General features: G+C 46.6%; 10 protein-coding genes and 1 pseudogene. 8 read left to right on the forward strand and 3 right to left on the reverse strand.

What is annotated here, in order from left to right; translation table 11 throughout:
- Positions 1-127: 127 nt before the first annotated feature.
- From ppsA to B3W37_RS09070, 4 genes are all read left to right on the forward strand, one after another.
- The gene (ppsA, locus tag B3W37_RS09055; protein WP_483175475.1) at positions 128-2,749 is read left to right on the forward strand and encodes a phosphoenolpyruvate synthase; all 2,622 of its coding nucleotides are present in this window, start codon (positions 128-130) and stop codon (positions 2,747-2,749) included.
- A gap of 179 nt (positions 2,750-2,928) precedes the next feature.
- Positions 2,929-3,489: an S-layer homology domain-containing protein gene (locus B3W37_RS09060; RefSeq protein WP_483170666.1), complete on the forward strand. Its 561-nt coding sequence runs from the start codon at positions 2,929-2,931 to the stop codon at positions 3,487-3,489.
- A gap of 440 nt (positions 3,490-3,929) precedes the next feature.
- Positions 3,930-4,403 carry a helix-turn-helix domain-containing protein gene (locus tag B3W37_RS09065; RefSeq protein WP_483170665.1) on the forward strand — a complete coding sequence of 158 codons (474 nt, stop codon included), beginning with the start codon at positions 3,930-3,932 and terminating at the stop codon, positions 4,401-4,403.
- 120 nt (positions 4,404-4,523) lie between these two features.
- Positions 4,524-5,756, forward strand: coding sequence for an MFS transporter (locus B3W37_RS09070; protein WP_483170664.1), 1,233 nt, complete (start codon positions 4,524-4,526; stop codon positions 5,754-5,756).
- A 52-nt stretch (positions 5,757-5,808) separates the two neighbouring features.
- Here the strand turns inward: B3W37_RS09070 and B3W37_RS09075 are convergent, their stop codons facing one another.
- Positions 5,809-6,606 carry a MerR family transcriptional regulator gene (locus B3W37_RS09075; RefSeq protein ID WP_483170663.1) on the reverse strand — a complete coding sequence of 266 codons (798 nt, stop codon included), beginning with the start codon at positions 6,604-6,606 and terminating at the stop codon, positions 5,809-5,811.
- A gap of 391 nt (positions 6,607-6,997) precedes the next feature.
- On the opposite strand from B3W37_RS09075, the gene vanR reads away from it, so the two are divergent.
- The 3 genes from vanR to B3W37_RS09090 all read left to right on the forward strand — a co-directional run bounded on the left by vanR (position 6,998) and on the right by B3W37_RS09090 (position 10,002).
- The gene (vanR, locus tag B3W37_RS09080; RefSeq protein ID WP_483175476.1) at positions 6,998-7,696 is read left to right on the forward strand and encodes a VanR-ABDEGLN family response regulator transcription factor; all 699 of its coding nucleotides are present in this window, start codon (positions 6,998-7,000) and stop codon (positions 7,694-7,696) included.
- Positions 7,689-8,753, forward strand: a complete 1,065-nt coding sequence (locus B3W37_RS09085; protein WP_483175477.1) for a sensor histidine kinase — start codon at positions 7,689-7,691, stop codon at positions 8,751-8,753. The genes vanR and B3W37_RS09085 overlap by 8 nt, the downstream gene beginning before the upstream one ends.
- A gap of 136 nt (positions 8,754-8,889) precedes the next feature.
- Positions 8,890-10,002, forward strand: a complete 1,113-nt coding sequence (locus B3W37_RS09090) for an ABC transporter permease (RefSeq protein ID WP_483175478.1) — start codon at positions 8,890-8,892, stop codon at positions 10,000-10,002.
- 181 nt (positions 10,003-10,183) lie between these two features.
- On the opposite strand, the gene B3W37_RS09095 is transcribed toward B3W37_RS09090, so the two are convergent.
- Positions 10,184-10,786 (reverse strand): cysteine peptidase family C39 domain-containing protein, encoded by a 603-nt coding sequence (locus B3W37_RS09095; protein ID WP_483170657.1) that lies wholly within the window; start codon positions 10,784-10,786, stop codon positions 10,184-10,186.
- A gap of 46 nt (positions 10,787-10,832) precedes the next feature.
- Positions 10,833-11,123, reverse strand: coding sequence for a sigma factor (locus B3W37_RS09100; protein WP_483175480.1), 291 nt, complete (start codon positions 11,121-11,123; stop codon positions 10,833-10,835).
- 313 nt (positions 11,124-11,436) lie between these two features.
- Between B3W37_RS09100 and B3W37_RS09105 the strand changes: the two are divergent.
- Positions 11,437-11,805 (forward strand): annotated as a pseudogene (locus B3W37_RS09105) (hypothetical protein); the annotation flags it as partial.

The raw sequence follows: 11,805 nt of genomic DNA on the forward strand, positions 1-11,805 counted from the left end.
GTTACTTTTAGCAAACTTATGAGTTCAATGATCCTCATTTTAGTCGAACAAAACCGCACAAACGAACCTAAAATGGCTACCTGTATGCTTCCATAAATGCAGGGGTTCAAGTTTCAAGAGGTTAAATATGAGTCCATATGTACTTGGTTTCAAGGAAATAGATGAAACCAAACCCGCCATAGTAGGCGGCAAGGGCGCTAACCTGGGGGAACTGTCCAGGATGGAAGGGATTCGTGTACCGGAAGGCTTTTGCGTTACCACTGAAGCCTATAAAAGAATCATAAAGGACCATCAAGAACTAAACCATCTTCTGGATCACTTGTCTCTTCTTAGGCTGGGCGAGCCGGAAAAGATTAGCCAGATCAGCGCGAAGATCCGAGCAGTTATTGCAGAGACGGCTATCCCTAAAGAAATCGAAGAACAAATCGCCTCGTACATCACCTTGCTAGGCGAAAAGAATGCCTATGCGGTGCGCTCCAGCGCCACCGCGGAAGACCTGCCTGACGCCTCATTCGCTGGTCAGCAGGATACGTATTTGAACATTATAGGAAAAGACGCCATCCTTAAACATATCAGCAGGTGTTGGGCGTCGCTGTTTACTGACCGTGCCGTAATCTACCGCATGAAAACCGGGTTTGACCATTGCAAGATCCATCTGTCTGTGGTCGTACAGCAGATGGTTTTTCCCCAGGCTGCAGGAATTATGTTTACCGCCGATCCCGTCACCTCCAATAGAAAGATCCTGTCCATCGACGCCGGCTTCGGTCTGGGAGAGGCACTGGTCTCCGGCCTGGTGAATCCTGACAGCTACCAGGTACGGGAGGGCATAATCGTCGACAAGAAGATATCCACCAAAAAGCTGGCCATCTATGCCCTGGAAAAAGGAGGTACCCAGAAACAGGAGACCCTGCCCCAGCAGCAGAATAAGCAAACCCTGACCGACGGGCAGATTTTACAGCTTGAAGGTCTGGGCAGAAAGATCGAAGCCTGCTTTGGCTCGCCCCAGGACATTGAATGGTGCCTTTATGAAGATGCTTTCTACATCCTTCAGAGCCGCCCCATCACTACCTTATACCCCATACCAGATGTAAACGACGGAAAGAACCGTGTATATATATCCTACGGCCACCAGCAGATGATGCCCGAACCCATTAAACCATTGGGAATGTCCTTCTGCCAGATTTTTCTCAAGGATCATACACTAGGCAAAGCCGGTGGAAGGTTATTTTACGAGTATAGCAATGACCTTGCCTCCCCGGTGGGGAGAAAAATAGCATTGAGAATGTTTGGACAAATGGATCCTCTGATAAAAAACGCCATGCTAAATTTATTTAAGCGAAAACAGTTTTTAAAGACTTTGCCGCGCGGGAAGAGAGTAATAAGCGGACAAGAGGCCCTATCCTGGGCGCTTCCCATTCAGGCCCTAAAGATCTACCGCCAGGACGACCCCACGCTTGTGAAAAATATCATTTCCCGCAACGAGGAGTCGCTCAAAGATCTGCAGGAAAGGATCGCCAACATATCCGGAGACGAACTGTTTGATTTTATTTTACAGGACCGTAAGCGCTTAGTGGAAATCATAGGTGACCCCAAAAGCGTCGCAGCATTCATAGTCGGGATGCTGGCGGCAAAGTGGATCAATAAGAACATGGAAAAATGGCTGGGGGAAAAAGGTGCAGTCGACGTACTCTCTCAAGCGGTAGACAATAACATTACATCCGAGATGGGGCTTGAACTTTTGGATGTGGCCGATGTGGTCCGGAATTATCCGGCAGTCATTGAATATTTTCATCATACCGGTAATGAGACTTTTTTTGAGGGCCTGGTCGGGTTGGAAGGCGGCGAGGCGGTCAGCCAAGCCATACAGGCGTACCTTGCAAAGTACGGCATGCGTTGTTCCGGTGAGATCGATATCACTAGGCCCCGTTGGAGTGAACAACCGACCGCGCTCATTCCTATGCTCCTCAACAACATCAGCAACTTTGAGCCAGGTGCCCACAGGATTAGGTTTGAACAGGGGTTTAAAGAAGCGAAGCAGAAGGAACAGGAGCTTTTAAGCCGCCTGGAGCAATTGCCCGGCGGCAAGAGAAAGGCCAAAAAGACGAAGAAGATGATCAGAATTGTGCGCACTTTGATCGGCTACCGGGAATATCCCAAATATGCCAATATCCAATGTAACTACATTTATAAGCAGGCACTGTTGAAAGAGGCCGGAAAGCTTGCGCAAAAGGGAATTATCCGGCAGAAGGAGGACATCTATTACCTGACCTTTGAGGAACTCCGGGAGGCAGTAAAAATAAACCGCTTGGATTACGGCATTATCACCAAGCGAAAAGCGGAATACGAGTTCTATGAAAAGCTGACGCCGCCGCGCTTAATGACCTCCGAGGGGGAGGTCATAATGGGCGAATACGATACCGGCAACATTCCCCCAGGTGCTTTGGCAGGTGTACCTGTTTCAACCGGTGTCATAGAGGGCCGCGCACGGGTCGTTTTAAAACTGGAGGACGCTATTATGGAGGAAGGTGATATCCTGGTCACCAAATTCACCGACCCGGGCTGGACACCGCTCTTTGTAGCCGTCAAAGGACTGGTGACGGAAGTAGGCGGGATGATGACCCATGGATCTGTCATTGCGCGTGAATATGGTATTCCGGCCGTCGTGGGAGTGGAAAATGCCACCAGGCTGATCAAAGACGGGCAAAGAATTCGGGTGAACGGAGCGGAAGGGTATGTAGAAATACTGTAAGGTGCTCCAGACGATGTTTAGAGTCCGAGAATCCGACGGCAGCGGAGCTGGCTGATCCCGAGCATATCGTCATCTGGTATATCAACGGCAGCGGCCAGGCGGTCTCCGTACCCGATGGGCGCTACGACCCGGCCAGCGGCGCGGTAAGCGTTACCACCACTCATTTCAGCTACTACGCTGTGACCTACGTACATAAGACCTTCGATGATCTGAATGGCGCGGAGTGGGCCAGGAAGCCCGTTGAGGTTTTGGCTTCCAAAGGCATCATCAACGGCAGCGGGGCAAATACCTACTCACCGGCAGCCGGCATCACCAGAGCCGACTACCTGGTGCTGCTGGTCAAGACCCTGGGACTGACGGCGGACTTTAATGAAAACTTCGATGACGTGCAGCCGGGCCTTTACTATTATGAGGCCGTCGGCGTCGCCAAAAAGATCGGCATTGCGGCAGGCGGCGGAAACAGTCTTTTCAGCCCTGAGGAGACTATCTCCCGCCAGGATATGATGGTATTGACAAGCCGCGCCCTGGAAATATGCAAAGGCGTGCCGGCTGCGGGCGATACAGCTGTGCTGGATCGATTCAGCGACCGGGCGGATATCGCTGCTTATGGGGTAGAAAGCCTGGCCAGCCTGATCAGGGCAGGCCTGATTTCCGGCGACATGGATAAGCTCAGACCCCGCGTCCAGAGCACCCGCGCCGAGGCGGTGGTATTCCTGTACCGGGTATACAAGCAAGACTAAGAACACGTTAAGCAAAAGCCCCGAAGTGTTTTATCCGCACTTCGGGGCTTATCATAGTGTGTATGGATACATTCTAATGGGTGAAAGTCCCTTGCGGGGCTGACAGCACCAAGCACATAGTCAGTGGCAAGGCTTCCCTCGGCGACGAGGAATTTACAAGATATTTTTCCCTCTGCCTTGACGTATTTGGCCCTGGGACATTTACATATAGCCCGGAGGATAAGAGCGTCTGGCTTTATACGTTACTACGCTAAGAAAGTTAAGCACGATGAAAGGTAGAAAAAGACTGATACTAAAAATACTTATAGGAATTCTGAAACCATATTCTAGCTATATTCATATCATCTACCGCTAATTGCATATTAAATTCTGCTGTTGTTAAAATTTGGATTTCATCGCCATATAATTATTATTAACTAACCGGGGAGGCTCTTTTTTTTATGAGCGCTGATATTCTGAACCTTGAGCAAGCCATTGAATTTTTAGGAGTCAGTGAAAAAACGCTGATTAAACTGCTCCGCGAAGAACACCTTCCTGCCCGTAAAATTGGCCGGGAGTGGAGATTCAGCCGGGAAGCCCTGCTTCACTGGCTGGCCTCCGGGGATTCCATCAACTATATCAATCGAAACGAGCGATACATGATTTCCGAAGATGTACCCGGCACATCTGTCGCCCTGTTTGACAAAATCGGTGCAGCCATAACTGCTGTAAAGGAGAATGACAATAATATTAGAATTCTCCTGCAAGAGTTGGACAGCGACATCATCATTCCGCGGGAGGCCACCCTGCGTATCAGCTATAAGCAGCAAAGAGAGGTTGAAAAACTGGAGTTTAAAATCTTTTGGGAACTGCGCGAGGGGTCCAAACTGGAAGCCAATCAGAAGCATGTTTCGCCCGCTAAAAGCACAGAATGAACCACCAGGAATGCGGATTAATGAAAAAGACTTTTTCTTATGCCTAAGAGTATCGGCATCCGCCCTGCTCGAAATTTTATTAAGTTGTCTCGTTGGGGTATGAGAGAGGGTGCGTTGCATATGGATAGTAAAAATGGGCAGAGGCTTACATCAGCCGTTAAAGTCATTGTTTTATTCGGCGTTATCAGCCTGCTGGGGGACATGGTCTATGAAGGCGCCCGCGGAGCCAACAGCCAATATTTCAATCTGCTCAGTATCAGCGCAGCTCAGGTTGGCCTGGTATTCGGCATCGGAGAGTTCCTGGGATATTTTTTAAGATTGTTTGCTGGCGTCCTGTCAGACAAGAGCGGCAAACACTGGATCTTTATTTTTGTGGGATACGGCATGCTGCTTGTTGTACCTTTTATGGGCTTTACGATGAATTGGAATATTCTCGTCATCCTCATTCTGATGGAGCGAATCGGAAAATCACTGCGCAATCCCGCCAAGGACACGATTTTGTCCGGAGTTGCTGAAAACCAGGTCGGCATCGGGTTTGCCTTTGGCCTTCAGGAAGCTCTGGATCAGATCGGAGCCCTGGCCGGACCTCTGATTTTTACATTGGTTTTCTTTATTACAAGCCAAAACGGAATTCCGGAATACCAGTTAAGCTATAAATTGCTTTTTATCCCGTTTGCTCTGCTGATGCTCTTTGTGGCCTATGCCTACCGCAGCATCCAACGAAACCATCTCATCACCGACATAAAAAAGAAAGAATTCCGCTCAGAGCGGCTTCAACCAATCTTCTGGATATATACGGCTTTCACCTTTTTCTGCACCCTGGGATTTGTCAATTTCAGCATCATCGGCTATCATCTGAAAGCCAATAATATGATGTCCGATGGCAATATCACGCTGCTGTATTCAATGGCTATGGCGGTAGATGCCATAGCTGCGCTGCTGGTCGGCAAAGCCTATGATCGCATGAAAAAGGAAAAGGAAATGAAAACGGGAGGCCTGGCTGTTCTGATGGCTATTCCCTTTATTACGCTGCTGCTGCCGTTTATGACCATAAGCAACTCGATCATACTGATCGTTATCGGCATGGTTATTTTCGGTGTGGTCATGGGAACCCATGAAACCGTTATGCGCTCGGCCATTGCCGATATTACGCCCTTTCATAAACGCGGTACCAGTTACGGTGTTTTCAACGCCAACTACGGTCTGGCCCTTTTGATCGGGTCAGCACTGATGGGGTGGCTGTATAGCCTGAATCAAACGGGGCTCATTATTGCTTTCACTTGTATTGCAGAAACAGTTGCGGTTTTTCTGTATTTTAAAATGGTCCATACGGTAAAGGCGGGCGGGGAATAAAAAGGCAGGGAGATTCCGTAGGTTACCCTGCCTTTCGTGCTATCCTGGTGTATTACTTTTTGATGGGAAAATAAATTTCGGTTACATATTCACTGGGCGGAACGTTGTCATCGCAGCCTTTGATGTACAATTCAAAGGGCGGTCCGGAAACGGTGTACCCCTCCCTTTCAATCCATTCCATCAACGCCGTGTAGCACGGAGTGAAATCGTCATAGGGGCCGATATGGGTGGCAAAGCAGCAAAGTCCCGGAGCAAGCCTCCGCACCTGCTGGCCGCTGCCGCCCGCTACCTCCACCCCGACTTCAATATCCGTGCATTCGTGATTGAATTCTTCATCATGGTAGACGGATAGGAACGGCCCGGTAGGTTTCAGCCGGTTCTTTTCCAGCCCGGCGCATAATGTGCCAAAGGCTTCCGCAAAATCTCGAACACTCATTTTCCGTCTCAGGGAATAGATGGTTTTGGGCTGCACCTCCACGGTTTTCACCAAATAATTCGCTTGCATTATATTCTCACACCTTTCTATTTTCTCAATGTCCTGCTCCATCTGTAGCAGGAGGTGCTGCTGGTCGTTGATTTGCCGCAGGAACTCCTCTTTTTTGGCTTGCAGGAGTTCGGCCAGATGACAGTTGTCCCTTGTGACCAGAACAGCGGAAATCTCCGGCAAAGAGAAACGATACCGCTTCAGCCTCGAAATCAGCAGCATGTCCCGAAGCTGAGAAACCTCGTAATAGCGGTAACCGGAGTCCTGGCTGACAAATCCGGGCTTGAGCAGCCCGATCTGATCGTAATAGCGGAGCGTTTTGGTAGACACTCTGCTGATTCTGGAGAATTCTCCGATTGTAAGCATAGAATCACCACCCAATGGCATTTTGAACATGTTCTGATTGGAGTATACGGCTTCCAGTTAGGGCAAAGTCAAGCGCTCTTTTTTTTATAAAATTATCTATCCATTTGACAAGAAGGAAGGGAAAACAACCTTGCTCCATGCTTTATTGGTATGAAAATCCATGAAACATGGAAAATAAAAATTGAAAGGCCCATCATTTGGGGTATTATCAAACGTTATATACTATAGGGACCCCCCTGTATATTTACATGAAGCGTCCTGATGGGCGGTATAAAGAATCTCCGGCGTTAATAAATCCTTAATAATTTCTCATGCAGAAAATAACAAATGAATTTATGGAATTTGATAAAATTCTATATCGCCTCAACGGACCGGAAAGGAGTTCGGTTTAATGAATGATAAAGTTCTTGTCGTCGATGACGAACACGATATTGCGGACTTGATAGAAGTCTATCTGCAAAATGAGAACTATACTGTTTTCAAGTTTTATTCTGCTAAGGATGCTTTAGCCTGCATCGAAACAGAAGAACTTGACCTTGCTATTTTGGATATTATGATGCCGGATGTAAACGGCTTTGCTCTTTGCCGGAAAATCCGCGAGAAATATACTTTTCCGGTTATCATGCTAACGGCCAAAGACGAGGAAACCGACAAAATCACCGGCTTAACTTTAGGCGCCGACGACTATGTCACAAAACCGTTCCGCCCTCTCGAATTGGTTGCCAGAGTAAAGGCGCAGCTGCGCCGGTACAAAAAGTACAACCCCTCCCAAGAGGGGACGGATACCGGCCCGGTTCTGTCCTATTCCGGGCTGGAAGTAAAGCCTAAGACCCATGAATGCCTGCTGAATGAAAAGCCTGTTTCGCTGACCCCTACGGAATTTTCCATACTCCGTATTTTGCTGGAGCGCAAGGGAACCGTCATAAGCGCCGAAGCATTGTTCCATGAAATATGGCGGGACGAATATTACAGCAAAAGCAATAACACGATCACGGTTCATATCCGGCATTTGCGTGAAAAAATAGGCGATACCGCAGACGAGCCGAAATATATCAAAACCATATGGGGAGTGGGGTACAAAATTGGTTAAGAAAAGTCATCCCATAGAAAAGAAATTACGGCTCCGGCTATATATCACCCTGCTAATCTATACGATGGCTGGTTATGGCTTGGTGGTGCTGGCCGACTATGCGTTCAGCCGGTTTTCCAACCCATTTTTTGCATGGCTTTATTTGAGAACTAGTGTTATCTACTTCCTGTACCTGGTGATCGGCTTTTGTTACATCTTCTATCATTACTGGAAAATGCCCTGGGGATATTTGCAGGAAATCATAAATGCTACCCAAACTGTGTATCAGCAAAACGATAGTACCATAGAATTGTCCGAGCCGCTAAAGGACATGGAAAAGCAGATGAACCAAATCAAAATGTCTGTCCTGTTAAGCCGGCAGGCGGTAAAAGAGGCCGAGAGCAAAAAGAACGAATTGGTGATGTATCTGGCGCATGATATCCGGACGCCGCTAACCTCCGTTATCGGCTATTTGAGTTTGCTCGATGAAGCACCCGACATGCCGGTTGAACAAAAAGCCAACTATATAGGCATTGCGCTGAAAAAAGCGCAGCGGCTGGAAAAGCTCATCAATGAATTTTTTGAAATTACACGCTACCATACGCAGCAAATCAAGCTGACCAAAGAGAATGCGGATTTATACTATATGCTCGTACAGTTGATTGATGAATTTTATCCTGTCTTGTCTGCCAAAGGAAATTCCGCTATTCTCCGCGCAGATGAAAATTTGACGGTTTATGCGGACTCCGAAAAGCTGGCCAGAGTGCTCAACAACATTCTGAAAAACGCTGCTCAATACAGCTATCCCAATACGGAAATTATTATTTCCGCCAAGACGGACACCGACAAAATCGTAATTGCCTTTGAGAACCACGGGCCGAACATTCCGCCCGAGCAGCTATCTGCCATTTTCGAGAAATTCAATCGTCTGGATGACGCCCGCAACTCAGACACGGGCGGAGCGGGGCTTGGCCTCTCTATCGCGCAAGAAATCGTCCATTTGCACGGCGGAGAAATCTCTGTCCATAGTGAAAATGATACCGTTACATTTACAGTGTCGCTGCCAGCTCCATCTTAGGGAAATATCGATGGGACATTAGGATTTTCTTAGGAATTTATCCGGCTCCTCTTAAAGTTTTAGGCGCCCTGGTTCGGTACGATAGGTACTGAGCAAGGGCGTTTGCTTTTGTAACACGGAGAAAAGGAGAAATGACATGGAACTGACGACCATACACATCGTTGAGTTAAATGGTTTGGAGGCGATTGCCTATAAAAAGTCGATTCGCTCCGTCCATAATGGCGAAGTCACCCCGGAAAAGCTCAAAGCCGCCTTGAAAACCTATCAGCGCACTGTTTCTCAATATGGAGAGGTTGGCAGCGAGAATTTTCCGTTGGCTGTCTATACGGAAAAGATTTCTCCTATCAGGCCGCTTTTAGGAAGACAGGTGCAAGAAGCATTTGCTGACCACAAGACCGGTATGGCAGCAGATTTAAAGGATATATCCCCGGACCAATTAGACCGTTTTTATGAGCAAACGGTGCAGCACCTAAAAGATTTCATGCAATTAGAGCAAAAGGGATCAGCTGCACAGGAGCAGGCTCTGAGAAAATACGCAGAGGTAAAAACACCTTTTCTGCTATATGCCGGATATTCAAGGGACGCCTTTGATTACATCGGATTTTTCATTTTTGTATGTGTCATCCTTTGTACCGCTATGGCTGCGCCTACGTTCTCTAATGAGTATCAGACGGGTTCGGACAGTGTTTTGCGCTGCACAAAACATGGACGTTCCCGATTGGCGATTACAAAAATCGCAGCCGCTTTAACGATTTTTGTTGTAAATTTCGTTGTGTGTATTTTTCTGCACTTACTCATTTCAAACCTTGCCTTTGGGCCGGAGTGCATGAAAACATCCATGCAGATGCTTTTCTCTGCTATCAGCCTTCCTGCTCTTAATCTCGGACAACTGCAAGTTGTTATGGCAATCGGCGGCCTACTTTCTTTGCTGGCAACGATTAGCTTCACATTGTTTCTATCAGCTAAATGCAAGGATTCGCTTACAGTCATCCTGATCGCCTTTGCATCGTGTTTGCTTCCCATTTTTGCGTATTCAACCTTGGGTGAAAACTGGATTAGTTCTATTTTGCCATCGGCAGGAGTTGGAATGAAGAATAGTCTATTATATCAACTGATTGACCTTAACTACCTGCATGTTGGGCAAATAAGCCTTTGGACGCCTGATGTGATAATGGCGGCCGCGGCGGTTGAAATCCCGGTATTCCTTTTCTTTGTCGTACGCGCCTATTGTAAGCATCAAGTCGCCTGACAAAGAAAGCTTTTAATATGTTGAGTTGATGCATCATGAACAACCGCCCAACGGGAAAGCAAAAACTGTCATTTCGGCGGCTGGACAGCCAGAACTTACCAACATGTCCTATCCTTAGGCGGTTTCCGGCGCTAACCATGCCTGGAGCGGAAATACGTTGCCGAAGTCATTGTAACGATACCTATGCACTTACAGTAATATAAACATGATTGAAAATTGGCAATCCATTATCCCATAAGGTAAGAAAATAATCTTCCGTTAATGTTCTATTACCTGGTAATGCGCCATTTTCATCGGATGATTTTTTTGAGTCATAGAAATACAATTCTTTCTCCGTGGTATTATATCCCAACAGAGTCATGTAATGTTGCCATTGCAGTCCTTGGCCTATTAATACGATTACAGGATTACTTTTGGTCAGTCTGGATTTCAAATTCAGCAGGTTTCCGCGATATATTTCTGGTTTCAAATCAGATTCTTGAATATAAATGATCATTCCTTTGGGAAGCACATAACCGGAAACAGGTATTTTGAATCGCATATGCTTGTATACCATATCAGACTCAGCTTCATGACCAAAATGCCTCACAACAAATGCACTGGAATATGCTGCACATTGGCCAGGAGGCTGCAATTCAAATTGGTTATTCGTCGTTATATAAAATTCAGATGGACAGTTCAACGTATCAGTGTCGCTTTGGGGAAGAGGGAGCAGACAATAAATAGCTCCGATAAAAATAAACGCTACCATAATCAACCCAAAGATTACTTTCTTATTATTCATAAAACCAACCTTCACTTTTAGGCTCCGAAACCGTGCTTTCACGTAATTATACAATAAATGATGTTGCTTTTGACTGAATTCTTTGCCATGACCTTCTTAAATGCGATTTGCAGACATTGATAGCAATACCGGTGATCCAAGTTTTTTCAGCACACGCTCCTTTGAATTTATCCCGGTTTTGATACACTTTGATATAGGTATCCTGTACAGCATCTTCCGCTAACTGCAAGTCATGAAAATAGAGATAGCACATCCGCAAAAGACTATTTCCGTATTCATCAATCAGTCGTTGCATATCAATTGCATGATCATTATTCGGTACCGAAAATTTCTTCAACCATCTTCCGCCTCCTCGTAATGATTAGACGCCAAAGCGGAGCAAAACCCTACATTTTTCCAAACATTGCCGGAGCGTTTCCCGTTTCTGAACGCTGAATTTAACCGCCCCATAATTGCCGCAATCAGTCCCCGTGTTCCTCCTGTGCTTTCCCGTGTTTCCTTTATGACCTGCCCGAAAGCCGAAAAATTTTATGGATCACTAAAGGGCGGAAAAATTGCTAATCCCTACGAAATTATATATAGTATTGAAAATTGCTCAAAAATTCTGCCCCCTGCAATTCTAAACAAAAGGAGTTCATTAACATGGCCAAATGCCGGAGCGTTTCCCGTTGCCGGGGGCCCCGAATTTATTCCGCCCCACAAAATACCACAAGCTGTTCGAGAAGAAATGGTATTTGATCCTCTGGCAAATTAAAGATTCCAATTTGTCAATGAGATTAATGAGCGTAATCGGTGATTATTTTATATTATGGGAGCGTCCATTTATGAAAGAAAACAAGCTGTTGGATCCGGTGAAAGCCATCCTGGTCGTTTATTTGGTATGCTTCGTGTTCAGAGCAGTTGAATACATGGTTATTCGTACGGATCAAAGCATCTTCGGTGAGGCGTTTATACATAAACTGGCCGGTATCCTTGTACTCGCGTTGGCAATACGGTATTTCTCACTCAAGTGGTCGGAA

The sequence above is a fragment of the Syntrophomonas sp. UBA5494 genome (assembly GCF_002426325.1).

Excerpts from the sequence above, each read along its gene's own strand:
- ppsA (WP_483175475.1), top strand. The coding sequence starts at position 128 with ATGAGTCCATATGTACTTGGTTTCAAGGAAATAGATGAAACCAAACCC.
- B3W37_RS09065 (WP_483170665.1), top strand. The coding sequence starts at position 3,930 with ATGAGCGCTGATATTCTGAACCTTGAGCAAGCCATTGAATTTTTAGGA.
- B3W37_RS09070 (WP_483170664.1), top strand. The coding sequence starts at position 4,524 with ATGGATAGTAAAAATGGGCAGAGGCTTACATCAGCCGTTAAAGTCATT.
- B3W37_RS09075 (WP_483170663.1), bottom strand. The coding sequence starts at position 6,606 with ATGCTTACAATCGGAGAATTCTCCAGAATCAGCAGAGTGTCTACCAAA.
- vanR (WP_483175476.1), top strand. The coding sequence starts at position 6,998 with ATGAATGATAAAGTTCTTGTCGTCGATGACGAACACGATATTGCGGAC.
- B3W37_RS09090 (WP_483175478.1), top strand. The coding sequence starts at position 8,890 with ATGGAACTGACGACCATACACATCGTTGAGTTAAATGGTTTGGAGGCG.
- B3W37_RS09095 (WP_483170657.1), bottom strand. The coding sequence starts at position 10,786 with ATGAATAATAAGAAAGTAATCTTTGGGTTGATTATGGTAGCGTTTATT.